We start from the raw sequence: 23,324 nt of genomic DNA on the forward strand, positions 1-23,324 counted from the left end.
GGCGCGGGATCGCGGCAAGGTGCGATACTCGGGGTGTGCTACGCGATCCGGGCCTGGAGGAACTGGGGGCCTTCCTCAAGGCGCGCCGTGCCCAGCTGAGTCCCGGCGGGGCAGGGCTGCCCGACAGCGGTGAGCCTCGACGTGTTCCCGGCCTGCGGCGTGAGGAAGTCGCTCGGATGGCCGCGATCAGCACCGACTATTATACCCGGCTTGAGCAGGGACGTGTCCAGGCGTCGGCGGCCGTCCTCGACGTGCTCGCGCAGGTGCTGCGCCTCGACGGCGATCAGCATGAGTACCTCCTGACCCTCGCAGGCAAGACGGTGTCGGCAGGCAAGACGGTCTCGCCGAGGGGCAGCCGGAACGTTCGCCAACGAGTCCAGCCGCAGATGCTGCACCTGCTCGATGACCTCTCCCTGACCGCGGGCTTCGTCATCGGACGCAACACGGACCTGCTGGCGTGGAACGACATGGCCGCAGCCCTGGTGATGGACTTCGGACGTGTCCCGGAGGAACAGCGGAACTACGTGCGCCTGGTGTTCACCGAGCCCGCCGTCCGCGTGCTGTACCGGGACTGGGAGGACATGGCTCGCCTGGCCCTGTCGCACCTGCGCATGGACAGCAGGCGGAACCCCGGCGACCCTCGACTGACAGCCCTCGTCGAAGAGCTTTCCGCGCTGGATCCGCATTTCCGCCGGTGGTGGACCTCGCACGACGTCGCCGTGCGGGCCGGCGGTACGAGGCTGCTCCGGCATCCCGTGGCCGGCGACCTGGCCCTTGAGCGGTCCACCTTCATGTGCGCCGAGGATCCCGAGCAACAGCTCGTCGTGTGGACCGCGGAGCCCGGAAGCCCGACGCACGAGGCCTTGCGCTCCTTGGCGGCCAGGATCGAGCGGGCTCAGGAGGGAGTGGCCGGTGCCGCGTGACGCGTGCGCCGAGGAGGCCGAGCGGATCTGGGCTCTGGAGACGTGGTCCGCAGTCGGACCGGCGACGCCGGCTTCGTGATCGCGTCGGCGCACTGCTTGGTGTGTTCATCACGGAGTGCTCTGGAAGAGACGCTTGGCGTTCGCCGTCGTAAGCGACCGCCATGTGGCGCCTTCCGCCGGTGGCTCGGCGGCGTCGATCGCCGCTATGTGCGCGTCGGCCAGCGGGGACGGCGTCCAGCAGTAGTCGCTGCCGAAGAGCACATGGTCCGGGCCGACGAGCTTCAACAGCGCCGGCACGTGGCGTGGGAATGCGGTGCCCGCCATGTCGTAGTACAGGCCGCGCAGTTGCTGCACCGCGTCCGGGGTGGGCGGCCGTTGCGACTCCAGGAACAGGCTCATGAACTCGTTGATGCGATCAGCGAGGACGGGCACCGCGCCGCCGCAGTGCGGGACGATCACCTTGATGTCCGGGTGACGCGTCAGGACGCCCGCCATGACCATGTCGGTGACGGTACGGGCGGTGTCGAAGATGTACTCGACCATCGGCCGCGGTCTGCCGAGTGCGGACTGTTCCCAGCACACCGGCGAGGTGGGGTGCAGGAAGACCACGGCCCGGCGGCGGTCGAGTTCGGTGAAGACCGGCTCCAGGCGCTGATCGCCCAGGTACACGCCGTCCGTGTGCGTCAGCAGGGCCACGCCGTCGGCGTCGAGCTCGTCGAAGGCGTAGGCGATCTCCTCCAGGGATCCTTCCACGTCTGGTAGCGGCAGCGAGGCGAAGGCGCCGAAGCGGCCCGGGTGGTCTCGGGTCAGTTCGGCGGTGTGCTCGTTGACGCGGCGGGCGAGGAGGCGGGCTGCCCTGTCGTCGCCGAAGTGCACGCCGGGCGAGGACATGGACAGCATCGCGGTCTCGATGCCGTTGCGGTCCATCAGGTCCAGGTGGGCTTGCACGGACCATGACGGCCAGCCGCCCATGCCGTCGGGGTGGCCGTGGCCGGCCGCCGTCGCCTGCTGGACGTAGAAGTCGGGGAGGAGATGGGCGTGGACGTCGATGAGGCCGCTGGACATGACGGGAATCCCTTCCGGTGTGTGGTGTCGTCGGGGGCCGGGTCGGCTCACTCCACCTGCTCGCGTCCGGCCAGCCGCACCTCTTCGTAGTCCAGTGCGGTCTGGAGCCGGCGCAGCACGGTGTCGTCGATCCGCTGTTCGTCGCGCAGGCGGACGACGGTCGCGCGCTTGTGGGCGATGAGGGCGAGGCGGAGCTCGGTGTAGTGGCGGTTGTGGAGCAGAGCGGGGTCTTCGTCGGCGCCGTCGCCTTTGGCCCGTACGGTCGCCAGGTGGGCTTCGTACTCCTGGCGCAGCCACTCCGTGACCTTGGCAGTGGTGCCCAGTTCGGCGGCGAGTTCCGGGAGCGCCTCGACGGCTTCCTCGGTTGCCACGGCCAGCGACACCGCGCCCCGGAAGCCGGCGAAGCCGCTGACGGTGCGTGCCCGGTGACTGATCCTCCGCAGCCGCTGCTGTGGACGTCGGTCGATCAGGCGGATCAGGTAGGCGGAGGAGAACAGGAACGCGAACCGGACGAGGACCAGCACCACGCTGACCACACCCACGGCGATCAGTGCGTCCCGCAGATCCGCGTGACTCAAGTGACGGAACGCGTATTGGAGTTCCACTCCGACCAGGATGAACAGGGCGCCGTTGATGATGAAGGTCGCCAGCGGCCAGAACGCCAATGCCTGGCGTCTGTGCTCGGCCCGGATCAGGCTCGGAGCCACCTGGGCCATGATCAGCCCGCTCACGACGACCGCGAGGACACCCGAGGCGTGGATCAGCTCGGCGAGCAGACAGGCCGTGAACGGTGCCAGGAGCATCACGAGATTGCCCAGCAGAGGATCGTTCAGGCGGCGGTTCATGTTGATCCAGGCGACCGCAGCGGACGTAAAGGCAGTCACCGTCGCGGACGACCCAGATCGGCACCGGCCTGCGCAGGGTGCCATCGCGCCTGAGCGGTGCCATCTCCAACTCGTACGCGGTGGCGATGCGGTTGACGTCATCGCTCGTCCATGCCGCCATAGGCGTGTCTCCGATCTCCTTGATCCGGTGAGTACGCGAGCGGGCTCGTCAGGGTCGTCGCCGGCCTCGGGAAGAGATGTGCCGCAACACCGACGGAGGCCATGACCGCGGTGATGGCCAGGCTTTCGCACAGGCACCGCAGGATGTCGCCTTGGGCTGCCGGGAGGGCGCCGAACGGACATGCGGGGGCCCCTGAGACCGAGGAAGGCGTACGTATGGATTCGTTGCTGTCGAGGGGGTCGGAAGACCTGCGGTCAGGTGGGATCTGGGGTGAGCGGCACACCGAGGTGGGTACGGGTGATGCCGAGCGAGTCCTCGAAGACGCGGTAGTCGGTGATCAGGCCGCCGACGATGGTGAAGCGCAGGATCATCTCGCTTTCGAGTACCTGTCCCGAGCGATGGAACCGAGAGGCGTACCGGCCCGGTGCCAGCACCTGTCCGTCGGTCTCCACCAGAGAGCGCAGCTCGAACGCGATCGGCTCGACGGCCGCGAAGAACGCGGCGAGAGACTGCCGGATCTCCTCTGGCCCGCTGCGGCGCCCAGCCCAGGGCGTCAGTGTCGGATCGCCGGGGATGGCCCAGGTCACATCGGGAGCGAAGTGGGTGAGGATCCGTTCCATGTCGCGCGTGCCGAGGGACTCGAAGTACGCCTGGACGGTTGCGATCGCCTCGCTGGTCATGGCGGTGGGTCCGTTTCAGCCGGGCTGCGGTGGGCGGGCGCTTCCACCACTCGGTGGTGCCGGAGGTGGTAGGCGCGGCTCGTCCCGCACCCACCAGCGCCGGGCCGCAGGTCACGGACGCAGCAACGCCTTGATGGCGCGGCGCTCGTCCATGGCCCTGTAGCCTTCGGCGACCTCGTCCAGGGGCAGGGTGAGGTCGAAGACCTTGCCCGGGTGGATACGGCCGCTGACGACACGGTCGATCAGGTCGGGAAGGTAGGCGCGCACGGGCGCAGGGCCGCCGCGCAGACCGACGTGGGAGAGGAAGAGTTCCTGGCCGTTGATCTGCACGCCGTGAGGCATGCCGACGAAGCCGACGTTGCCGCCCGGGCGCGTGGACTGCAGGGCCTGGTGCATCGACTCCTGGGTGCCGACGCATTCCAGGACCGAGTCGGCGCCGATGCCGTTCGTCAGCTCCTTGACGCGGGCGACGCCCTCCCCGCCGCGCTCGGCGACGATGTCGGTGGCACCGAACTCCAGGGCAAGCTTCTGCCGGGACTCGTGGCGGCTCATGGCGATGATGCGTTCGGCGCCCAGTTCCTTCGCGGCGATGACACCGCACAGGCCCACCGCGCCGTCACCCACGACCACGGCCGTCGAACCCGGCTCGACCTCGGCTGCCTTGGCGGCGTACCAGCCGGTTCCCATGACGTCGGAGAGGGCCAGCAGATGCGGAACCAGCTCTGAGGCCGGCTCGTCCGGCGTGGCGACCAGGGTGCCGTCGGCGAGGGGGATGCGGACGTACTCGGCCTGACAGCCGTTGGGGAAGTCACGGTGCAGGCAGGAGGTGTGGTAGCCGGCCCGGCAGACCGGGCAGGTGTTGTCGGAGGCGATGAAGGAGCCGATGACGAACTGGCCGGGCCTGACGCTCGATACGCCGCTGCCGACCTCCTCGACGATGCCGACGTACTCGTGGCCGATCGGCTGCGGCTCGGTGACCGGGTTGATGCCCCGGTAGCTCCACAGGTCGGAGCCGCACACGCAGGTGGCGACGGTACGGATGACGGCGTCCGTCGGTTCGACGATCTTCGGTTCGGGGACGTTCTCCACCCGGATGTCACCAGGCGCGTGGATGATGGTGGCTCGCATGATGTTCTCTCAGGTCGTGTCGGGTGTGGCGTGATGCCAGGAGCGGGTGCGGGCGTCGGCGCGCGGGCCGTTGTACTCGTCGTCCGAGACGTGCTCGAGCCAGGTGGCATCGTCCGTCTCCCACCGCGCGAGGTGGGTCATGAACTGGTCGGGCGCGGCACCGTGCCAGTGCTGCCCACCCGGGGGCGTGTGGATGACGTCGCTGGGGTGGGCCTCGATGATGTCGCCACCACGGGACTGCACCAGCGCGACGCCCTCGACGATGTAGAGGGTCTGGCCCAGGCCGTGGGAGTGCCAGGCGGTGCGGGCGCCAGGTGTCTTTCCCTGGGTGGGGTGGTACTTCAGCCCGATTGCTCCGACTCTTCCACGATCGCCTTGAGCTGGGTCACCGCGGTCATGGCGTTGGGCCATCCGGCATAGAAGGCCAGATGGGTGAGGGCCTCGACCAGCTCGTCCTTGGTCACGCCGTTTTCCAGCGCCTTGCCGAGGTGGAAGCCGAGCTGGTCGTTGCGGTACAAGGCGGCCAGAGCGGTGACGGTGACCAGGCTGCGGTCGCGCGGGGACAGGCCCGGTCGTTCCCAGATGTCGCCGAACAGGACCGTGTCGGTCACCTCGGCGAGCTTCGGGGCGAATTCCTGGATCGCCGGCGGTGCGAACCTCTTCCGTTCGGTCATGGGGTGGTGCTCCTTGCGTGTTCAGGGATTTGGGTTGCCCGGCCTGCGGCCGGGAGTTGTTTCACGTGCAGGTGCTTGCCGAAGAACGTCAGCGAGCTGAGAACGCCGAAGCGGTCGCCGTCCCGCGGGTGGACGATCACCGTCCTGGGCAATGGCTGACCGGCACGGGCAGGCGGGGAGGCTACCGGGGCACATGCGTCGGTCCTCACTGTCGCTCGCCTCCTTCGCAAGCCACGCGGAAATACGGAATATGAGTGATATTCGCCATGCAATTCCTGGCCCAGCGTCTGCCGGCCCGCCTGTTCGGGTGAGCCCATTCCGCGGGTCGACCGCGCTCGCCAACCACGTCTTCCACCCTGCCACCGTCGCGTGAGCCCGCAAGGGGAAGAATTCCACCCCGGGCAAGGCTTATCCAGGGAAGAATCCTTCCCCCCTTGCCAGGACAGGGCGGTGCGAGACTGGTCGGCATGACCAGCGACGCGCATCTGAACGAGCTGGGAGAATTCCTCAAGGAGCGCCGGGCCGAGTTGAGCCCGCGCACCGTGGGGATGCCCGAATCTTGACGATGCTGAGCGAGACCACCTGTTCGGGCCGGCTGCACAGGGAGACTGCGTGCCGCGCCGCCGACTGTCAGCAGCCGAGGGGCCTCGGCGACCCGTTCCGCCGGAAACGTCTCCGCGGCCCTGAGGGTGATCCCGCCCTCCTCCACCTGCGGCCGGAGCCGGTCGAGCCTGGCGCGCTGACGTGCGCAGCGGGACACGACGACCGGCTCGGAGCCGACGTCTCGTTCGCCGGGCAGTCGAAGCCGCGCAGCGTCACCACGCGGTCGCCGCTCCGGACAGTCCGAGCGGTGGGAGCGCCGAGCAGCGCACGGGCGAGGAGCCCATCGACGCGTCGGGAACTTTCGCGCGTACCCGGCCCGGGTACTCGGTGCCACGACGGAGCACGACGTCGGCACCCAGTTCCTTGACCCACTTCGCATGACCAGTGCAGGGGAAGCCTCCCGCACGGGCAGGCCCTGACCAGGGGAAGGACTCTCCCCTGGAATCCGACCACGGTCATTTCGGGAAAGGGCTCACCCGAAGGAGCCGGACGCCGTCCGGTTCTGGTCCGCTGCCCAGGACGCCAGCAGACGCAATCCGTCGTACGAAGGGGAACCGGGTGCTGCGGTCCACACGATGATGTGCTGCTCGGGATCCGTGGCGCAGGTGAGCGTGTCCCAGTCGAGGGTCAGCTCCCCGACCGCCGCATGTCGAAGTTTCTTGGTGCCCCTGCCCCGCGTGGCGACGTCGTGCTCGTTCCACCACTGCCGGAACTGTGCGTCGCGGGCGGAGAGTTCCTCGACCAGATCGGTAAGGCGCCGGTCGCCGGGGTAGCGCGCACTCTCCATGCGCAGCTGGGCGATGGCCAGGCGGGTGACCTCTTCCCAGTCCGCGTACAGCTCGCGCATCCAGGGTTCGGTGAGCAGCAGCCGGACGAACACGCGCTCCTGCTCCGGGTAGCGCCCGAAATCGGTCCACAGGGCGGCAGCGAGCTGGTTCCAGGCCAGGATGTCGGTCCGCCGGCCGATCACGAACGCCGGAGTCGCGGTGAGGTCGTCCAGCATGCGCCGCAGTTGAGCGTCCACCTGTTGGCGCTCGCCTGCCCCGGTCGTGCGCACCGTTTCCTTCGCCGCGAGCCCGAACATGTAGACGTGCTGGTCCTCGTTGAGGCGGAGCGCCTGGGCGATCTCGTTAAGCAGAGGACCCGACGCCTGGAGACGTCCCTGCTCGATCCGCGCGTAGTACTCGGTGCTGATCGCGGCCAGCAGGGCCACTTCCTCGCGGCGCAGACCGCGCACACGCCGCCGTTGGCCGCCACGCAATCCGACCTCCTCGGGGCTGAGCTCGGCACGGCGGGCTTTGAGGAACTCACCCAGCTCGTTCAGGTGCGGGTTGTGGTTCATGATCTCCAGCGTCGCACAGAGGTCAGGCGTTGTGAGGGGGAAGGATTCTTCCTACGTTGCGCTCGACCAGCCTGAGAAGATCATGCGTCTCCATGCCTGTGTCCGCAGGTGACGAGACTCGGCGGCCAGGTCGCGCCCGCTGAGCGCGACCTGGCCGCCGAGTGAGCGCGCCGCTGCGACGTCAGCTCAGTGCCTTGAGCAGCTCCTGGGCAAGGGCAACCGCCGAGCCAGGGTTCTGCCCGGTGAACAGGGTGCGGTCGACCTCGACGTGCGGGGTGAACGGCTCGGCCTCGCGGTAGTCCGCCTTGAGCTCGCCCACGAGGCGGTCCTGCAGCAGCCACTTCGCGCGGTCCGCGAGACCGTTCTGCTTCTCCTCGGCGTTGGAGAGGCCGGTCAGGCGGTAGCCGGCGAACGGGGACGTCCCGTCCGGACCGATGGTGGCCAGCAGCGCCGCCGGGCCGTGGCACACCAGGGACACCGGCTTGCCCGAGGCGAGCCATTCGGTGAGCAGCTTGCCGGACGCGGCGTCGTCGGGCAGGTCCTCCATCGGGCCCCAGCCGCCGGGGTAGAACACGGCGACGTAATCGTCGACGTTCACGTCCTCGATGCGCATCGGATGCGCCAGCTCGGTGGCCTCGCGCAGCGCGGTCCGTATGCGCTCGGCGCCTTCCTCGCCGCCGTTGAACTCCGGGCTGAGGCTGAGCGCGTCCGCCGTGGGCACCACGCCTGCGGGCGTGGCGGCGGCGATCTCGTACCCGGCCTCCTTGAAGACCCCGTAGGGGCCGAGCGCTTCTTCGGCCCAGAAGCCGGCGGGCTGCCGGGTTCCGTCGGCCAGCGTCCAGCGGTCGGACGCGGTGATCACGAAGAGGATCTTCGCCATGAGGGTCTCCCGGTGCTCGGTCAGCCCTTGAGGGCTTCCTGAAGGACGTGGCTGTCGGCGGCCTGCTGCATCCGTACGGCCTTGCCGTCGCGGATGGTCCACAGGTGGATGAAGCGGACGTCGGCCTTGTTCCCGGTCTTCGTCTCGGCGTGGTAATGCCCGTACACGAAGACGTGTCCTCGGCCGTCCGCGTAGAATTCCTCATGCACCGCGCCGAAGGACTCGTAGTTCGGCATCATCCCGCCGAAGAAGTCCTTCGCCACACTGTCCCAGCCGTGGTACACGCCGCTGCCAGGAAAGCCCGGGGTGATGTCCCAGACGAGGTCCGGCGCCATGATCTCGACGGTTGCTTCCGGGGACATTCCGGATTCGTAGAGCCGGCGGATGAGGGCGATGTTCGGGGAGTCGGACATGGTTCTCTCCTTGCGGAGGCGCATCGGATGGATGCCCTGAAACGGCACATGGTCACGCGGCTTGTCGCATGTCGTGCTCGCCGCGTGATCAAGCATTGCATCGGAAGGGCGCGGTGTGAGGGGGAAGGAATTTTCCCCGGGACGCCGTTTACCGGGGATCCGGTTGATCCATCGGCGAGAAGGAAATAGCGCAGAGCGGCGAATCAAAAGCACAGAGCGGCGAAGCAAAAGCATGGGTGCTGCATTCATTATGGGAGCGCAGGGCTCAGCCCTCGGAGGCGTTCCACAGCTCGCTGAGTTCTGCCCAGTCCGGAGCCGGGCTCTGCAACGCGGTGGGCCCGTCGGTGGTCGACGTGCGCAGTCCGGCGAGGATCAGGTCCAGGTACCGCAGGTGGAGCGTGGTGGCGCGTTCGTCGGTGACGGGGATCCGCGCGGTGAGGTGTTCGAGCAGCAAGGGGACGTCGGCGGAGGTGAAGTCGGCGCGCAGTTCGCCTGCGCGGTGGGCGCCGTCCACCAGGTCGTCGAGGGCGGCCCGGAGCCGGCTGGAGGCGGCCACGATCTCGTCGCTGGCCGGCAGCCGGCCGCCCACCAGCGGGAGCAGCGGACCGACTGCACCCTGGGCCGAGAGCGCGTTCCGCAGGAAGCGGGCGAAGGCCGTCCACGCGTCGGGCTCCTCGGCGAGGGCGGTGCGGGCCTGGGTGACGAGCTGTTCCATCCCCATGATGCGCATCCGCTGGGCCAGCAGTTCCTTGCTGGGATAGCGGCGGTAGAGGCTGCCCATGCCGATGCCGGCCCGGCGGGCGATCTCCGAGACGGGGGCGTCCCAGCCGAGCTCGGCGAAGACTTCGCGCGCAGCCTGCATGAGGCGGACGTCGTTGCGGTCCGCCTCCCGCCGGCGGCCGCGCGGTCTGCCGGTCTGCGTGTCACTCATGGACAGGTATTTTCCCCTACCGGCGTGCCACGCCGTACCCACCGTCGACGGTGAGCACCTCGCCGGTGACGAAGGCGGCCTCCTCGCCGACGAGCATCGTGATCACCCGAGCCACGTCCTCCGGCTCCGCGACACGCCCCAGGGGCGTGTCGTTCGCCAGCCGCCTCTGGAACTCCTGCGGCATGCGCGCGCTGCTCTCGGTGCGTACGTAGCCGGGTGCCACGACGTTGACGTTGACACCGAGCGGACCGGCCTCGTAGGCGACGAAGCGCGCGAAGGTGTTCAGGGCGGCCTTGGCGGTGCCGTGGGCGGCCATGCCCGGCGCAGGCGGACCATCGGCCACGGCGCTGGAGACATACACGATCCGGCCCTGCCCTTGGGCGCCCATGAGCTCCAGTGTCTGTTGGGTGAGCGTGTAGACGGATGCCAGTTCGTCCGTCACCTTCGTCCTGAAGTCGTCCCAGGCGAGGGCTTGAACCGGGGTGGGAATGAAGCGGGCGCCGGCGTTGCACACAAGAACGTCCAAGCGCCCGTCGACCGCGGAGCGCTCCAGCAGTTCGGCAGCCTGGGTGGGGTCGTACACGTCGGCCTGTACGGCGAAGGCTTCCCCGCCGTCGGCCTCGATGAGCTTGACCACCTGGTCGGCGGACTCGTGGCGGGAGAAGTAGTTGACGGCTACGCGGTAGCCGCGAGCCGCCAGTTCCCGTGACGTGGCAGCGCCGATTCCCCGGCTGCCGCCGGTCACCAGGGCCGTGGGCTTGGTCATGGCGTTCATGTGTCCTTCCGCGTCGGGTGATCGGCTGCCAGCTTATCGGAGCGGAGCGCTCCGCTCAAAAAAGTCACCGCGATGGGGAATCGGGCCTTCCGGCACCGCGTTGTCCCCTGACATGAGCGAAGCAGTAGTAGCGCGTGCTTACGGTGGTCCCGAGGTGCTGTCGGTGACCGATGTCGCCGTAGCGGAGCCCGGGCCGGGTCAGGTGCGCATCGAGGTCCGCGCCGCCGGCGTCAACCCTTTCGACCACAAGATGTACAGCGGTGCCTTCGGAACCGATCAGGCGAACCTGCCGATGCGGCTCGGTGCCGAAGCGGCAGGTGTGGTGACCGCTGTCGGCGCCGACGCGACCGGCCCCGCCGGTCCGATCCGGATCGGCGACGAGGTGATCGCGTACCGAGCGCCCGGCGCGTACGCCGCCGAACTCGTCGTCCCGGCCTCGTCGGTGGTGCCCAAGCCCACCGCTCTCTCCTGGGAGCAGGCCGGAGGACTGATGGTCGCGGGCGTCACCGCTGTGCACGTCCTCGAAGCGATCGGCCTGCGCGAGAGCGACTCGGTGCTGATCCACGGCGCGGCGGGTGGCGTCGGCCTGATGGCCGTGCAACTGGCCGTCGAGCGCGGAGCCAGGGTGCTGGGAACGGCGAGCCCGGCCAAGCACGACGTACTGCGCGACCTGGGGGCGATTCCGATCGCGTACGGGCCGGGCCTGGCGGACCGGGTGCGCGCGGCAGCACCGCAGGGAGTCCACGCGGCTGCCGACCTGGTGGGCACCGACGAGGCGGTGGACGTCTCGGTGGAGCTGGTGGCGGACCGGTCCCGCATCGCGACCGTCGCGGCGTTCGAACGCGGGGCTCAAGCCGGCATCAAGCTCCTGGGCGGCGGTCCCAACGCGGACCCCGGCACAGAAGTTCGCGTTGCCGCGCGCCTGCAGCTCACCGAAGCCGCGAGAGCCGGGCGACTGCACGTCCAGATCGCCGCCAGTCATCCGCTGCGCGAAGCCGCCGCCGCGCATCGGCAGATCATGACCGGGCATACGACGGGGAAGATCGTCCTCGTCCCGTGACCCGGCCCCTGACCGCACCGGCAACTCCGTTCGGATGCCTGTGGCCGGCCGGCGCACGAGTCCTGACGCTGGTGTACCCGTGACGTCATGACGCAGTGAGAAGAGAGGAGGGGGTGTCCGAGGCGGAAGCGGAGGGCGAAGAAGCTCTGCCCCCTTGCTCGCGGTGGTGGGGACCGCTGGAAGCTGCGACACCCACCTGCCCCAGGCGGCAGGGCGCGCCGTTCAGGATCCGTGCCGCCCTGCAGGGACCGACCGGGCGTGGAGGAGATCGTCGTGCTGATGTCGACCTTGGGGCGGGGGCGGTGGACTGGTCCTCGATCGAGTGGTCGCTGCTTTCGCTGCGGGCCGAGCGGTGCCGCCGTCGGCTGGAACCTCGCCGACGGCGGCATACGATGCGCCGAGACCGCCGGGGGAGAGGGCGGCGTGCGCCGTGCCGAGGCCGCCGACGCGCAAGCGCGTCCTTGACCGGCCGACGGGCTCAGGCGTTGCGCACCGTCTTGCTCACCTGGTCGAGCAGCGTCCGTAGCTGTGCGATCTGGTCCCGTCCCAGGCCCTCGGTGATGTGACGCTCTATGTCGGCGATCACCTGGTCGGCGGCGCGCAGCGCTTCTCGTCCGGCATCGGTGAGGTGCAGCTCCTGTACGTGGCGGTGTCGCGGATGCTCGCGCCTCTCCAGCTGCCCACGGCCTTCCAGACGTGCCACAAGCGAGGCGACGGCCTGGGGGGTCACGTTGAGGCGGCGGGCCAACTCGGCGCCGGCCAGACCTGGTTCGCTGTGCACCGACATCAGCAGGGTGTAGTGCGCGGCGGCCATGCCCAGCGGGCGCAGCCGCTGTTCCTTGAGTGTCTGCACCGCCAGTTCCGCACGGCGCAGTGCCCAGGTCACCCGGTCGAGCGCGCCGAGCCCGACCGGCTCCTCCTCATCACGTATCACTCGCCAAGGATACGACACTTCATAAGTATCAAGCATTTGACAGTTGGCTAACGCTTGAGGCATGCTCGGGGCATGACTCGTGCTGTCGCTCTCATTACCGGCGCTTCCTCAGGCATCGGCGCCGAATTCGCCCGTCTCCTTGCGGACGACCACGACCTCGTCCTGGTGGCGCGCCGCGCGGACCGGCTCGACGGCTTCGCCGGGGAACTTCGCGCCCGGGGCGCAGCCGTGGAGGTGCTGCCCGCCGATCTCGGCACCCACGAGGGCATCGCCGCTGTCGCCGGCCGCCTCGCCGCGGGGGACGTGCGCCTGCTGGTCAGCAACGCCGGCGCCGGCGGCTACGCCCCGCTCGTCGACGTCGACCCCGCCGACATCGACCGCCTGCTCACCCTCAACGCCGTGGCCCCCGTTCAGCTGGTCCGCGCCGCGCTTCCCGGAATGCTCGCCGCCGGAGAAGGCGCGATCATCACGGTGGCCTCGCTGCTGGCCTTCAGCGGGGGCCTCAACGATCCCCGCGCACCCCGACGCACTCTCTACGCGGCGGCGAAGGCCGCCACCGTCGCCTTCACCCGGACCCTCGCAGGTGAGCTCGCCGACACGCCCCTCCGTACGCAGCTGCTGCTGCCCGGCGTCGTGGCCACGGAGTGGAACGAAGGCGTCGGCCACGACATCCCCTGGGCGATGACCCCGCAGGACGTGGCCTCGGCCAGCCTTACCGGCCTGCGCCTGGGGGAGACCGTGTGCGCACCAGGTCTGGAGGACCAGGCCGCAGCCCTTGACGCCCTGCTGGCCGCGGAGTCCGCTCTGCTCACCGGCGGCAACCAGCCCACCCCCGCAACTCGCTACCGCGGCCCGCACGCGTAGCAGCTTGCGCCTCTCGGCGCTGTCCCCGACCCGGCCACGGGTCGCCCTCCCAAGGCTGCGCCACGCCCATCCGTCGAGGGCGCTTCCCGATCCTCGGCCACCCTTGCCCAACTGCCGAACGTCTCGCACGGCACACGCTCCCAACGACCTCGACCATGCAGTCCTCCACGTCGGCACGCGCCGACGGCCCTCCAGCGGCCCCTCGTGCCGAAGACCACCTCCGCCACTGTCCTCACCCACGGTGCGTCTCATTCGGGCGGGCGGAAGTTCGGGCGGGCGGAAGAAAGTTAGGGAAGACCTATGACCGACAACATTCCGACGATCACACGTGACGGCGTCATCGGACACGACGCGACCGAGATCGTCACCATCGACCAGGCCACCGGAGCCGAGTTCGCGCGATACCCCGTGGCCGGCAAGGACGAGGCGGCCGCGGCCGTCGCAGCCGCACGCTCGGTCACCGGGGCCTGGTGGGACCTCGGCTTCGAGGGCCGTGCGGAGCGGCTGCGCGCGTGGCGACGGCAGATAGCGTCGAGCGGTGAAGAGGGCGCCGCACTCATTCACGCCGAGAACGGCAAGCCCCTCGACGATGCCCGCGTGGAGGTGCTCGGGACTCTCGAGCACCTCCAGTACGCCGCTGACAACGCCGAGCGCGTTCTGGGACGCAGGGACGTTCCGGCCGGCCCCACCACGCCCAACCAGCGTGCGTGGGTCGAGTACCAGCCCTACGGCGTGATCGGCGTCATAGGCCCGTGGAACTTTCCCCTGCTCACTCCCGCGGCCATCCTCGCCGACGCGCTCGCGGCCGGGAACGCCGTCGTCCTCAAGCCCAGCCAGATCACGCCCGGCGTCGCCGAATGGCTCATCCGAACCTGGCAGCGTGCCGTTCCGGAACTGCCGGCCGTCCTGCAGAACCTGAACGGATACGGGGCCACGGGGCAGGCGCTCATCGAGGCCGGCCCCGACAAGCTCGCGTTCACGGGCAGCGTCGCCACAGGCCGGACGGTGGCAGCCCAATGCGCTCGGACCCTGACCCCCGTTCTGCTGGAACTCGGCGGCAAGGACGGCGTCATCGTCGCCGAGGACGCCGACCTGGACGAAGCCGCCGCTCACATCGTGTGGGGCGCCATGCAGAACACCGGACACGGTTGCATCAGTCTCGAAGTGGCCTACGTCGTCGAATCGGTGCACGACGCATTCGTCCAGAAGATCAGTGAGCTCGCCGGGCAGATACGCGTCGGCAGCGACGAGGATGCGGAGATCGGGCCGGTTCCCCTGCCGAGCCAGACCTCGATCATCCGGGAACACATCCAGGATGCTCTGGAGCGCGGCGCGACAGCCACCGTCGGCGGCCTCGACGCGGTGGGCGACCGCTATGCCGCGCCCACCATCCTGGTCGGAGTGGCCCCCGACGCCCTCGCGGCGACAGAGGAGACGTTCGGGCCGACGCTGGCGGTCATCAAGGTCGCCGACGCCGATGAGGCCGTCGCTCACATCAACGCCGGCCGGTACGGGCTGGGCAGCGCCGTCTTCAGCCGCGACCGCGGCGAAGCCATCGCCCGTCGCCTCCGCGTGGGAATGACCAGCATCAACGATGCACTGGTGTTCTCCATGAACCCCGCCGTGCCGTTCGGCGGTCGGGGCGACAGCGGTTACGGGCGCAAGCAGGGGGAGGAGGGACTGCGGGAGTTCGCCTACGCGCACTCCTTCACCGCCAAGACCGGCCCCGCCCGGTTCTCCGCCTCGACCTTCGGCAGGCCACAGGGGGCTATGGCGGGAGCCCTCGCCGGCGCCCGTAACAGGATCCTGGCGGAGAGCGGCGAGAAGTCGGACTGATTCAACTCACGGGCGCCGACGGACGTTCCGGGCCGAGCCCGGCGAGCGGTGAGCGATGGATGGCCGCCGGGCACGCGGCCGCCTGGCGATGGTACGGAGCGCTGGACCGGACATCGGAGGATGCCGGGCCCAAGGCAGCGCCGACTCCTGTCAGGCGGGACCCCCGCCACTTCGCCTGAACCTCGACGCCTGACTGTCCGTTGGCATCGAACCCAGTCGTTTTGACATCGAACCGAGTCGTGCCGCATCCGGCGCGCCCGGAACCACGAAACGAAAGAGGGCCGACGACAAACCGTCGGCCCTCTGGTCAGCTACCCCACGAGAGGTCGCTTCCGCCGTGTGGGCTTCCCGGCAGGCCGGTGGCGGTACCGGCCTGCCGGGGGTACTTCGGGTCAGGCGAGGTTCTTGGTGAAGAACTCGTCGAGCTTGTCGAAGGGGATGAGGTCCTTGCGGTCGTACAGGTCGACGTGGTCCGCGCCCGGGACGATCAGGAGGTCGACGCTGTCGGGAGCCTTGGCCTGGACGTCCTCGGAGTAGTAGCGGGAGTGCGCGTCGGCGCCGGCCACCAGGAGGGCCTTGCGGGGCGCCAACATGTCGATGTTCGTCATCAGCGGGAAGGCGAAGAACGACATCGGCGTGGTGCCGGTCCACGCGGTGGTGGAGTTGATCGAGCGCGGGTGGTAGCCGCGCGCGGTGCGGTAGTAGTCGAAGAAGATCTTCGTGATCGGGTCGGCGTCCGCCGGGAGGGTCTTGGGCAGGACGCGGTTCGAGGGGGCGACGTTGCCGTGCTCGTCGAAGGGGACCTCGTGGGAGAGCCGGGCGTAGGTGCCCCTCTCGGCGTCGATCCAGCGCTGCCGGCTGAGGTGGTCCACGACCTTCTGGCGCTGCTCAGGCGTGTAGTAGTCCTCGTGGCCGCGGGACATGCTGCGCGCCATGTCGTACATCGAGGCGGTGGCGACGGCCTTGATACGGCTGTCCGCCGCCGCCGCGGTGAGCGCCATACCGCTCAGGCCGCAGATGGCCTGCGCGCCGATCCGCTCGCGGTCGACGATCTTCTGCAGGCCGAGGAAGTCGACCGCGGCGCTGTAGTCCTCGGTGCAGATGTCGGGCGAGGCCACGTCGCGCACCGTGCCACCGCTCTCCCCGGTGAAGGAGGGGTCGAAGGCGAGGGCGACGTAACCACGACGGGCGAACTCGTTGGCGTAAAGCCCCGAGGACTGCTCCTTGACCGCGCCGAACGGGCCGCTGACCACCAGGGCGGGCACCTTGCGCCCGGCGTTCTTCGGCACGTACAGATCTGCGGCGACCTCGATGCCGTAGCGGTTCTCGAACCGTACCGAGGTCCGCCGGACGTCCTTGTCCAGCGCGAAGGTGTAGCCGCCCTTGGCCGTGGCCTTGCCCTGTCCTGCGGCGCCCGCGGCACGGCCGGTCTCCTCACCGAAGGCTGGCAGAGCAGTGAAGGACGCGGCGGCGGCGCCGCCACCGGCGATCAGTCCGAGCGCTTTGCGACGTTCCATGGAGTGGACCTCATATTCGATCAGCGGAGGGAAAGGGCGCGACGGCCGGTCGTGTCGTGACCGTGGCGCAGTTCCAGGAGACCGCTTCTGCGCCAGGGGCGGCAGGTCGGGTTTGTGGGGGGTACAAGCTCAACCCCCCAACTCCGCGTGGCAGTCCGCCGTAACCCGGACCACGGCAAGGGCTTCCGTCCCGCGACCGAAACGGCGGGCGATCGGGGAGATCAACGGCATACCCTCATGCTGAAGCGGCGTCTCGCCCGCGACTACTACCACCGGCCGGTCAACGCGGCCTTCCGCGTGCACTGGGCATCAACCGCTTCCCTCGCGGGGAGGTACGCCCGCGGCTGCATCCCACCCAACGCGTCCGGAACGTCGGGTGGGATGCGTGAAGTGTTCCTCAAGCTTGTCGAACGGGACCAGGCCCCGCTCGTGTGCCGACGCGGCCAAGCGGAGCCCCGTCAGGGCTTGACCAGGACCTTGAGGCTCTTACGGTCGGCCATGTCCTGGTACCCGGCCGGGACGCCGTCGAGGTCGGTGGTGGCGTCGAAGACCTTTCCAGGCTCGATGCGGCCGTCGAGGACGGCGGGCATCAGTTCCTCGATATGGGCGCGCACCGGTGCGGGGCCGCCGGCCGGCCGGATGTTCCGGCCGAAGAGGCTGCCGAAGCCCACCTGCGCCTCGTCGTACTGGGGAACGCCGACGCGGCTGATGACACCGCCGGGGCGTACGACACCGAGGGCCTGTTCGTAGGCCGGTATGTGACCGACGGCCTCCAGGACGACGTGTGTGCCGTGGCCGCCGGTGAGCTGACGGACCTGCTCGATACCTTCCTCGCCGCGGGCGGCGACGACGTCGGTGGCGCCGAACTCGCGGCCGAGGTCGGTGCGCTCCTGGTGGCGTCCCATGAGGATGATCTGCTCGGCGCCCAAGAGCTTGGCCGAGAGCACCGCGAGCAGGCCGACCGCGCCGTCGCCGATCACGGTGACGCGGGTGCGCTCGTTGACGCTTGAGCATCTGCCGTCCGGCGAGCGCGTTGATGGCTTCCTGGGGCCGGCGAAGCTCTTCTGGTGCTCGGCTGTCATCTGGGTGTCGATCACCAGGCCGTCCACCTTCCCGTACGCGTTGAGGAACTGGGTGGTCAGCGCGTCAATGGTCTGCTCGTCAACGATGTCGCCGGCCACCGCGATGGCCTCACCGCCGGCTTCCCGAACGAGGGCCGCGGTCTCCTCCAGCGAGGAGGCGTCCAGGTCGGTCACTCCTACGCGCGATCCTTCTGCGGCCAGGCGAAGGGCTGCCTGTGACGACCGTGACCGCGTTGTCGAGGCGTGCCCTTTTCGTTCCTCATTTCCGTTTGGGGTGCGCGATGGCCGTTTAGGCGGGTGCCGCCGTGCGGCGGCGCTGGAGGAGCGCGATGGTGAGGGTGGGAATCACAGTGAGGGCGGCGATCACGGTGCCGACCACGGCGGGGCCGATGGTCCCGAGCGAGGTGTCGAGGGTGAGGCCGGCGATCCAGGAGCCGATGGCGGTGCCGAGGTTGAAGGCCGAGACAGTCAGGGCGGAGGCCAGCACGGGCGCCTGGCGTGCGAACCGGACGGCCAAGGCCATCAGCACCGGGTTGGCGCCCAGCCCGAAGAAGCCCAGCAGGGCGACCAGAATGATGGTGGGCACGGCGTAGCCGGCCAGCAGGGAGATCGCCAGCAGCAGGAGGGTTGCTCCCACGGCGGCCGTGATGGTCACCGTGTGCGGGCGGTGGTCGCCCAGGCGGCCTCCGACGAGCGAGCCGGCCAGGGCACCGAGGCCGAAGCCGACCAGGACCAGCGGCACGATCCCGGACGCGATGCCCGACCGGCCGGTCAGCAGCGGCGAGATGTAGGAGTACGCCGCCAGGACACCGCCGGTCGTGGTGGCGCAGGCCGCCAGCACCAGCCACAGGCGGCCGGAGCGCAGAGCGGTCAGCTCGGAGCGGATCGACACCGCCTGCTGGTCGCCACCGTCGTGGGGGATGGTGCGGGCGATCAGGACGATGGCCGCCGCGGAGAGGGCCGCAAGCGCCCAGAAGGGTCCGCGCCAGCCCATGAGCTGCCCGGCGAACGCGCCCAGCGGCACGCCGACGACGTTGGCGAGCATGGCGCCGGCGCCGACCAGACCGAGGGCGCGGGAACTGGCGGCAAAGCCCGCGGCGCGTGTAGCGGCCACATTGGCCACCGCCCAGAAGGCGCCGGTGGCGATCGCGGTCAGGAACCGTGCCGCCAGGACCAGGGTGAAGTTCGAGCTGAGGGCGACGATGACGTGCCCGGCGGCGAAGACGCCCAGGGCGAGCATCAGCGTCAGGCGCTTGGGCAACCGCAGAGTGAGCATCGCCATCAGCGGCGCGCCGACGATCATCCCGACAGCGAAGACGGTGATCATCAGGCCGCTCTGGGCGACGCTGACCTGCTGGTCGCCCGCGATCTCGGGCAGCAGGCCGGCCACGACGAACTCGGTGGTGCCCATCAGGAACGTACCCAGCGCGAGGACGTAGACGACGAGCGGCAGCCGGGCGGACGGAGGCTGGGGGGTGTCAGCCCGTACGGTCTCGGCGGGGGCGTGGAGGGTTGCTCCTCGCGTACTCATGCATCAACTCCGTGGGGGTGGTGTTCGGTGTGCTGATCCCACGAAACAGGCTTGGTCACAGGTGGAGAAGGTTGCGTTTATGGGGGGTACAAGCTCAACCTCCCTCAGCGGGGCCCGGTGGCTACCGTGGAAGCCATGGACGACCACAGTGACCACCGCACGGAGATCCGGGACTTTCTCGCCAGCCGACGAGCCAAGATCACCCCGGAGCAGGCCGGGCTGCCCACCAGCACCCGGCGCCGGGTCCCGGGGCTGCGGCGCGAGGAAGTCGCCGTGCTCGCAGGCGTGAGCACCGAGTGGTACACCCGCCTGGAGAAGGGCCACATCAGCGGCGTGTCCGAGGACGTCCTTGCCGCGGTCGCCCAGGCCCTGCAGATGGACGAGGACGAACGCACCTACCTGTTCGACCTGGCCCGCGCCGCCCGGCCCGCCCGCCGCACGCCCTCCCGCCGCAGGGACGTCGAGGCCCCGCCCCGCATTCAGTGGCTGCTCGACTCCATCACGATGTCCGCCGCCTTCGTACGCAACGGCCGCTTGGACGTCATCGCCCACAACGCCCTCGGCCGGGCGCTGCACGCGCCGATGTTCGACAGCCCCACCACCGGCCAGCGGGGCCGTCCCAACTTCGCCCGCTACCACTTCCTCGATACCGGCTCACAGGACTTCTTCGTCGACTGGGAGGCTGGCGCCGCCGCCACCGTCGCGCTGCTGCGCGCCGAGGCCGGGCGTGAACCGCATGACCGGGCCCTGCGCGATCTGATCGGCGAGCTGTCCACCCTCAGCCGGGACTTCCGCACCATGTGGGCTGTGCACGACGTCCGGATCCGCCACGACGGCGTCAAGCGGCTCCAGCACCCCGAGGTCGGGGAGCTGGAGCTGACCTACCAGTCCGTGGACCTGCCCGTGTCCCAGCGGGCCGTGCACGACCTGAGCCTCTACACCGCCGAACCGGGCAGCACCTCCGAAGAGCGCCTCAAGCTTCTCGCCAGCCTGGCGGCCACGGCGACCCACACTGCCAGGACCAACGTGACGGAGACTGATCAACGGCACTGACCAGGCGCAAGCGGTCCGTAACCCGCGCCGAGCGGCGTACCTGTCAGCGCGCAGTACCGGATCAGGCACCCCGTCGGGCCGGGCCATCCAGGACACGGCGAGTGCGACGAGGGATGCGACTGCCTGGCACCACCGTCCTCGCCGGACGCCCGGCCGACGCCGCGGGGCAGGGCTCCGTCGGCACCGCGGACTGGGCGGGGTGGCGCGGCGCTCCCCGGGACGCCCCTCGGCGCGTACGGCATGGAGCTGCGGGCGTACGGCAGTTCCCTGCGGGCGTTCAAGAGCTGGTTCTGTCTGGACGACGTGATCGCCTGCGTCGGCTCCGGCATCGGGGCGGACGCGGGCACCGCCGAGACCGTCGTCGAGAACCGCAAGCTGACCGACCCCGGCGCCGCGCTGCTGGTCGACGGCTCACCTGCGCCCACCGGGCCAGGCTGGTCCGCCCCGCTCGACGCGGTGCGCCGACTGCATCTGGAGGGAACCAGCGGCTATGTCTTCCCGCGGCAGGCCCGCTGTGCGGGCCGTACGGGAGGAACGCACCGCGACCTGGCGGGAGATCAACCTCAAGTACGGCACCGACACCCCGGTCACCCGCCCGTACCTGACGCTGGCACGACCACGGCGAAGCCGGCCTTGCGACCCTCGATGTGTTCGATGGGACGTTCCGCGGCCGGGAGGGGCAGCCGGTGAAGGCCTGACGGCTGCTGCCGCGCGGCCGGCCGGGGCCGCTGCCCGCCGTCGTGCAGTAGATCGGCTACAACGGCGGCCGGGGCATCCCGTACTCCTGGCTGACATGGAACGCGCTGGGACACGCCCACCCGATCATGGACAACCGGGGCCAGGACGGCGGCGGGAATCTGGCGGATGCGGTCGCGGACGTACCGTTCCTCTGCCACCACCGGCGTGCCTCACAGATCACGGACGCCGGTCCGTACGCGGAGATCGCCCGCTGGCTGTCCGGGCACCGCTTCTCGGTCGAGCAGGCCATGGAGACACTGTCGTCCTTCGACGGGGTCGACTTCGCGGCTTCGGGGGCTGAGCCGGCGTTTTCAGGGGTGCGGTTCGGGGGAGTCCATGAGGCGGCTCTCCCAGGCCCATGCGGCGACCTCGACCCGGTTGCGCATGCCGAGCTTGGTCTGGATGGTCGCCAGATGGCTCTTGACGGTGCTGACCGAGATGAACAACTGCGCCCCGATCTCCTGATTGGTGCGACCGCGTCCGATGGCCCGGACGACCTCCAGCTCCCGCCCGGACAGCGGCTGCGCGGGGTCGGCCGTGGCCGGCGGTTCGGCCGGGGCGAGCCGGCGCAGCAGGCGCAGGGTGATCGACGGGGAGATCAGGGCGTCACCGGAGCTCGCGGCGCGGACGGCCTCGACGAGCAGGGCGGGGCCGGCGTCCTTCAGTACGAAGCCGACCGCCCCGGCGTGCAGGGTGCCGTACACGTACTCGTCCAGGTCGAACGTGGTGACGATGACCACGCGGAGCGTCGCCGCCAACGCGTCGGTGCCGGCCGTCTCGATGCCCTCCAGGGTCTCGTCGAGCTTCTCGGGGTGCTTGCGGCCGATGATGCGGGCGCCCTGGGTCTGCAGCACGATGCCGGTGATGTGATGGGCGACGACATCGTGCAGCTCCCTGGCCAGCGCCAGCCGCTCGTCCTGCCGTGCCGACTCGGTGGCCACCCGGTGCCGGTAGTCGCGCAGGCGCAGCCACGGCCCCACCGCCAGGGCGACGCACCAGCCCTCCGTGCCGCGGCGGAACAGAGTGCTGGAGGCGCCGGAGGCGGCGTCGCACCACACCTCGTTGTACCCGACCTCCCGAGCCATCGGAAGCTCCGACGCTTCGCACGCCGCCTTCGAGGGGTAGGCCTCGGCACCGATGGGGACTCAGCCGACGCCAGGGGCGGCCCGCAGGCCATCGGCTCTGCGTGCGTTGGTCATGAGGTCAGATGCAAACTCTGCGCCGGAAGTTCTGGGTGCAGCGAGACTGTCTGAAAATCGCCCCTCTCCGAGAGCGATTCCATGACGGCTGTGATCGGCCAGAGGACGAAGCCGCAGGAGGCTGCCGCCACTTGTAGCGGCTCCTGCCTTCGAGAGCCATGGCCGGGAGTCACCGGCCGACGTCGGTGACAACGAGCCTTCCTTTGCGACAGTTACGTGCTTCGGCTCGCGGCTCCGCCGACCGCGACAAGAGTCCGCTGTTCGAAGCTGTCCACATGGCCGACGTACTGCGAGGCATCAGAACTCGATACGGGCCCGGGTTTGTACGGACCGCCGCGCGACATCTGGCTCCGTACCCTCCGCTGAGACCGGAACTCCGCACACCTTTTAGGCTGTGCTGAACAAGGTCGGCCTCCCGGCATACCGGAACGGCCCGGGGCAGGTAGGTGGGAGGTCCGCAGACGCCCATGACGCAGCCTCCGACGCCGTACGTCACGTCTCCAGCGGGCCGTCGGCCAACCTCGGCTCCTTACCCCTCACTGCTTGCAGAAGGTCACCTCATGAAGAACGAGCGGGAATTCATTTCACCGGACGCCATGCCGTGGCGCACCGGGCCGCAGCCCGGGACCGCCGAGAGGATTCTGAGCAGGGACGAGGCTGATCCGGAGGTGCTGACCCGGCTGGTGCGCTGGGAGCCAGGCCTCGACACCGCGCTCTCCGGAGTGATCCGGCACGAGTGGGTCGAGGAGGTCTATCTGCTCGAAGGCGAGCTGCACGACCTGACCCTGGACCAGACCTTCCGCGCCGGAGACTTCGCCGCCCGGCCTCCGGGCATGGAACACGGGCCGTACCGGACGACCCGAGGCTGTGTGATGCTGGAGATCCGCTACCGGCCGTAGAGCGTGGCTGTTCCGGGCCTCCGTCGTCGACGACGAGTTCGACGACGGACCGGCGAGCCAGGACCGCACCGATGCGGACAGACCATGGCCCATCTCACCGCCGTGGTCGACGGTATCGCGTCCCGGCTGCGCCGACCCGGAGCTGCTCGTAGCGCTCACGGTTGTCGATCCGGACGCACTCGCCGGGCAGCG

22 protein-coding genes and 5 pseudogenes are annotated in these 23,324 nt (G+C 69.6%); 9 read left to right on the forward strand and 18 right to left on the reverse strand.

All coding sequences use genetic code 11. The annotated features are described in order from the left end of the window. Nucleotides 1–35: 35 nt before the first annotated feature. Complete coding sequence (locus ACIBJC_RS08720; protein WP_399289642.1) at nt 36–923, forward strand: helix-turn-helix domain-containing protein; 888 nt, start codon at nt 36–38, stop codon at nt 921–923. Nucleotides 924–1,031: 108 nt separating this feature from the next. Here ACIBJC_RS08720 and ACIBJC_RS08725 read toward each other — a convergent pair whose 3' ends face one another. From ACIBJC_RS08725 to ACIBJC_RS08755, 7 genes and pseudogenes are all read right to left on the reverse strand, one after another. After that, nucleotides 1,032–1,988: an amidohydrolase family protein gene (locus ACIBJC_RS08725; protein WP_399289848.1), complete on the reverse strand. Its 957-nt coding sequence runs from the start codon at nt 1,986–1,988 to the stop codon at nt 1,032–1,034. 47 nt (nt 1,989–2,035) lie between these two features. Continuing rightward, nucleotides 2,036–2,833 (reverse strand): cation:proton antiporter, encoded by a 798-nt coding sequence (locus ACIBJC_RS08730; RefSeq protein ID WP_399289644.1) that lies wholly within the window; start codon nt 2,831–2,833, stop codon nt 2,036–2,038. Between the two features lie 70 nt (nt 2,834–2,903). Beyond that, nucleotides 2,904–2,993 (reverse strand): annotated as a pseudogene (locus ACIBJC_RS08735) (DUF2255 domain-containing protein); the annotation flags it as partial. A 254-nt stretch (nt 2,994–3,247) separates the two neighbouring features. Continuing rightward, complete coding sequence (locus ACIBJC_RS08740; RefSeq protein ID WP_399289646.1) at nt 3,248–3,673, reverse strand: nuclear transport factor 2 family protein; 426 nt, start codon at nt 3,671–3,673, stop codon at nt 3,248–3,250. Between the two features lie 111 nt (nt 3,674–3,784). Further along, nucleotides 3,785–4,801, reverse strand: a complete 1,017-nt coding sequence (locus ACIBJC_RS08745; RefSeq protein ID WP_399289648.1) for a zinc-dependent alcohol dehydrogenase family protein — start codon at nt 4,799–4,801, stop codon at nt 3,785–3,787. A gap of 9 nt (nt 4,802–4,810) precedes the next feature. Beyond that, nucleotides 4,811–5,212 carry a cupin domain-containing protein gene (locus ACIBJC_RS08750; RefSeq protein ID WP_399289650.1) on the reverse strand — a complete coding sequence of 134 codons (402 nt, stop codon included), beginning with the start codon at nt 5,210–5,212 and terminating at the stop codon, nt 4,811–4,813. Then, nucleotides 5,143–5,475, reverse strand: a complete 333-nt coding sequence (locus ACIBJC_RS08755) for a carboxymuconolactone decarboxylase family protein (protein WP_398660284.1) — start codon at nt 5,473–5,475, stop codon at nt 5,143–5,145. Before ACIBJC_RS08755 ends, ACIBJC_RS08750 begins: the two co-directional genes overlap by 70 nt. 467 nt (nt 5,476–5,942) lie before the next feature. Between ACIBJC_RS08755 and ACIBJC_RS08760 the strand changes: the two are divergent. Further along, nucleotides 5,943–6,035 (forward strand): annotated as a pseudogene (locus ACIBJC_RS08760) (transcriptional regulator); the annotation flags it as partial. Nucleotides 6,036–6,550: 515 nt separating this feature from the next. On the opposite strand, the gene ACIBJC_RS08765 reads toward ACIBJC_RS08760, so the two are convergent. The 5 genes from ACIBJC_RS08765 to ACIBJC_RS08785 form a co-directional block, all read right to left on the reverse strand. Beyond that, nucleotides 6,551–7,420, reverse strand: coding sequence for a helix-turn-helix domain-containing protein (locus ACIBJC_RS08765; RefSeq protein WP_399289652.1), 870 nt, complete (start codon nt 7,418–7,420; stop codon nt 6,551–6,553). A gap of 181 nt (nt 7,421–7,601) precedes the next feature. After that, complete coding sequence (locus ACIBJC_RS08770) at nt 7,602–8,300, reverse strand: type 1 glutamine amidotransferase domain-containing protein (RefSeq protein WP_399289654.1); 699 nt, start codon at nt 8,298–8,300, stop codon at nt 7,602–7,604. A gap of 20 nt (nt 8,301–8,320) precedes the next feature. Further along, nucleotides 8,321–8,713, reverse strand: a complete 393-nt coding sequence (locus ACIBJC_RS08775; protein WP_399289656.1) for a nuclear transport factor 2 family protein — start codon at nt 8,711–8,713, stop codon at nt 8,321–8,323. 265 nt (nt 8,714–8,978) lie between these two features. Next, nucleotides 8,979–9,644, reverse strand: coding sequence for a TetR/AcrR family transcriptional regulator (locus ACIBJC_RS08780; RefSeq protein WP_399289658.1), 666 nt, complete (start codon nt 9,642–9,644; stop codon nt 8,979–8,981). A 16-nt stretch (nt 9,645–9,660) separates the two neighbouring features. Then, nucleotides 9,661–10,410: an SDR family oxidoreductase gene (locus ACIBJC_RS08785; RefSeq protein WP_399289660.1), complete on the reverse strand. Its 750-nt coding sequence runs from the start codon at nt 10,408–10,410 to the stop codon at nt 9,661–9,663. A gap of 121 nt (nt 10,411–10,531) precedes the next feature. On the opposite strand from ACIBJC_RS08785, the gene ACIBJC_RS08790 reads away from it, so the two are divergent. Further along, entirely contained in the window at nt 10,532–11,479 is a 948-nt protein-coding gene (locus tag ACIBJC_RS08790; protein WP_399289662.1) for a zinc-binding alcohol dehydrogenase family protein, read from the forward strand. A gap of 478 nt (nt 11,480–11,957) precedes the next feature. Here ACIBJC_RS08790 and ACIBJC_RS08795 read toward each other — a convergent pair whose 3' ends face one another. After that, nucleotides 11,958–12,413 (reverse strand): MarR family winged helix-turn-helix transcriptional regulator, encoded by a 456-nt coding sequence (locus ACIBJC_RS08795; protein WP_399289664.1) that lies wholly within the window; start codon nt 12,411–12,413, stop codon nt 11,958–11,960. A gap of 72 nt (nt 12,414–12,485) precedes the next feature. On the opposite strand from ACIBJC_RS08795, the gene ACIBJC_RS08800 reads away from it, so the two are divergent. Together ACIBJC_RS08800 and ACIBJC_RS08805 are read left to right on the forward strand one after the other, a co-directional pair. Further along, a complete protein-coding gene (locus tag ACIBJC_RS08800) occupies nt 12,486–13,277 on the forward strand; it encodes an SDR family NAD(P)-dependent oxidoreductase (protein ID WP_399289666.1) in 792 nt (263 codons plus the stop codon). Nucleotides 13,278–13,577: 300 nt separating this feature from the next. After that, nucleotides 13,578–15,113 (forward strand): aldehyde dehydrogenase family protein, encoded by a 1,536-nt coding sequence (locus ACIBJC_RS08805; RefSeq protein ID WP_399289668.1) that lies wholly within the window; start codon nt 13,578–13,580, stop codon nt 15,111–15,113. A 392-nt stretch (nt 15,114–15,505) separates the two neighbouring features. On the opposite strand, the gene ACIBJC_RS08810 is transcribed toward ACIBJC_RS08805, so the two are convergent. The 4 genes and pseudogenes from ACIBJC_RS08810 to ACIBJC_RS08825 form a co-directional block, all read right to left on the reverse strand. Beyond that, entirely contained in the window at nt 15,506–16,630 is a 1,125-nt protein-coding gene (locus ACIBJC_RS08810) for an alpha/beta hydrolase (protein ID WP_399289670.1), read from the reverse strand. 458 nt (nt 16,631–17,088) lie between these two features. Beyond that, a pseudogene (locus ACIBJC_RS08815) lies at nt 17,089–17,634 on the reverse strand (zinc-binding dehydrogenase); the annotation flags it as partial. A gap of 84 nt (nt 17,635–17,718) precedes the next feature. Next, nucleotides 17,719–17,922, reverse strand: a pseudogene (locus ACIBJC_RS08820) (SDR family NAD(P)-dependent oxidoreductase); the annotation flags it as partial. 79 nt (nt 17,923–18,001) lie between these two features. After that, complete coding sequence (locus ACIBJC_RS08825) at nt 18,002–19,243, reverse strand: MFS transporter (RefSeq protein ID WP_399289672.1); 1,242 nt, start codon at nt 19,241–19,243, stop codon at nt 18,002–18,004. Between the two features lie 135 nt (nt 19,244–19,378). On the opposite strand from ACIBJC_RS08825, the gene ACIBJC_RS08830 reads away from it, so the two are divergent. The 3 genes and pseudogenes from ACIBJC_RS08830 to ACIBJC_RS08840 form a co-directional block, all read left to right on the forward strand. Next, on the forward strand, nt 19,379–20,296 hold the full coding sequence (locus ACIBJC_RS08830; RefSeq protein WP_399289674.1) for a helix-turn-helix transcriptional regulator: 918 nt from the start codon (nt 19,379–19,381) through the stop codon (nt 20,294–20,296). A 240-nt stretch (nt 20,297–20,536) separates the two neighbouring features. Continuing rightward, complete coding sequence (locus tag ACIBJC_RS08835) at nt 20,537–20,986, forward strand: polysaccharide lyase family 8 super-sandwich domain-containing protein (RefSeq protein ID WP_399289676.1); 450 nt, start codon at nt 20,537–20,539, stop codon at nt 20,984–20,986. A 134-nt stretch (nt 20,987–21,120) separates the two neighbouring features. Next, nucleotides 21,121–21,318 (forward strand): annotated as a pseudogene (locus ACIBJC_RS08840) (acetylxylan esterase); the annotation flags it as partial. Between the two features lie 27 nt (nt 21,319–21,345). Here the strand turns inward: ACIBJC_RS08840 and ACIBJC_RS08845 are convergent. Continuing rightward, nucleotides 21,346–22,119, reverse strand: coding sequence for a LuxR C-terminal-related transcriptional regulator (locus ACIBJC_RS08845; RefSeq protein WP_399289678.1), 774 nt, complete (start codon nt 22,117–22,119; stop codon nt 21,346–21,348). A 674-nt stretch (nt 22,120–22,793) separates the two neighbouring features. Here ACIBJC_RS08845 and ACIBJC_RS08850 point away from each other — a divergent pair. After that, a complete protein-coding gene (locus ACIBJC_RS08850) occupies nt 22,794–23,132 on the forward strand; it encodes a cupin domain-containing protein (protein WP_399289680.1) in 339 nt (112 codons plus the stop codon). Nucleotides 23,133–23,324: the final 192 nt, after the last annotated feature.

The sequence above is a fragment of the Streptomyces sp. NPDC050509 genome (assembly GCF_044457965.1).
Classification (GTDB): Bacteria; Actinomycetota; Actinomycetes; order Streptomycetales; family Streptomycetaceae; genus Streptomyces.

Excerpts from the sequence above, each read along its gene's own strand:
- ACIBJC_RS08725 (WP_399289848.1), bottom strand. The coding sequence starts at position 1,988 with ATGTCCAGCGGCCTCATCGACGTCCACGCCCATCTCCTCCCCGACTTC.
- ACIBJC_RS08730 (WP_399289644.1), bottom strand. The coding sequence starts at position 2,833 with ATGAACCGCCGCCTGAACGATCCTCTGCTGGGCAATCTCGTGATGCTC.
- ACIBJC_RS08740 (WP_399289646.1), bottom strand. The coding sequence starts at position 3,673 with ATGACCAGCGAGGCGATCGCAACCGTCCAGGCGTACTTCGAGTCCCTC.
- ACIBJC_RS08745 (WP_399289648.1), bottom strand. The coding sequence starts at position 4,801 with ATGCGAGCCACCATCATCCACGCGCCTGGTGACATCCGGGTGGAGAAC.
- ACIBJC_RS08750 (WP_399289650.1), bottom strand. The coding sequence starts at position 5,212 with ATGGCCCAACGCCATGACCGCGGTGACCCAGCTCAAGGCGATCGTGGA.
- ACIBJC_RS08755 (WP_398660284.1), bottom strand. The coding sequence starts at position 5,475 with ATGACCGAACGGAAGAGGTTCGCACCGCCGGCGATCCAGGAATTCGCC.
- ACIBJC_RS08765 (WP_399289652.1), bottom strand. The coding sequence starts at position 7,420 with ATGAACCACAACCCGCACCTGAACGAGCTGGGTGAGTTCCTCAAAGCC.
- ACIBJC_RS08770 (WP_399289654.1), bottom strand. The coding sequence starts at position 8,300 with ATGGCGAAGATCCTCTTCGTGATCACCGCGTCCGACCGCTGGACGCTG.
- ACIBJC_RS08775 (WP_399289656.1), bottom strand. The coding sequence starts at position 8,713 with ATGTCCGACTCCCCGAACATCGCCCTCATCCGCCGGCTCTACGAATCC.
- ACIBJC_RS08780 (WP_399289658.1), bottom strand. The coding sequence starts at position 9,644 with ATGAGTGACACGCAGACCGGCAGACCGCGCGGCCGCCGGCGGGAGGCG.
- ACIBJC_RS08785 (WP_399289660.1), bottom strand. The coding sequence starts at position 10,410 with ATGACCAAGCCCACGGCCCTGGTGACCGGCGGCAGCCGGGGAATCGGC.
- ACIBJC_RS08790 (WP_399289662.1), top strand. The coding sequence starts at position 10,532 with ATGAGCGAAGCAGTAGTAGCGCGTGCTTACGGTGGTCCCGAGGTGCTG.
- ACIBJC_RS08800 (WP_399289666.1), top strand. The coding sequence starts at position 12,486 with ATGACTCGTGCTGTCGCTCTCATTACCGGCGCTTCCTCAGGCATCGGC.
- ACIBJC_RS08805 (WP_399289668.1), top strand. The coding sequence starts at position 13,578 with ATGACCGACAACATTCCGACGATCACACGTGACGGCGTCATCGGACAC.
- ACIBJC_RS08810 (WP_399289670.1), bottom strand. The coding sequence starts at position 16,630 with ATGGAACGTCGCAAAGCGCTCGGACTGATCGCCGGTGGCGGCGCCGCC.
- ACIBJC_RS08825 (WP_399289672.1), bottom strand. The coding sequence starts at position 19,243 with ATGAGTACGCGAGGAGCAACCCTCCACGCCCCCGCCGAGACCGTACGG.
- ACIBJC_RS08830 (WP_399289674.1), top strand. The coding sequence starts at position 19,379 with ATGGACGACCACAGTGACCACCGCACGGAGATCCGGGACTTTCTCGCC.
- ACIBJC_RS08835 (WP_399289676.1), top strand. The coding sequence starts at position 20,537 with ATGGAGCTGCGGGCGTACGGCAGTTCCCTGCGGGCGTTCAAGAGCTGG.
- ACIBJC_RS08845 (WP_399289678.1), bottom strand. The coding sequence starts at position 22,119 with ATGGCTCGGGAGGTCGGGTACAACGAGGTGTGGTGCGACGCCGCCTCC.
- ACIBJC_RS08850 (WP_399289680.1), top strand. The coding sequence starts at position 22,794 with ATGAAGAACGAGCGGGAATTCATTTCACCGGACGCCATGCCGTGGCGC.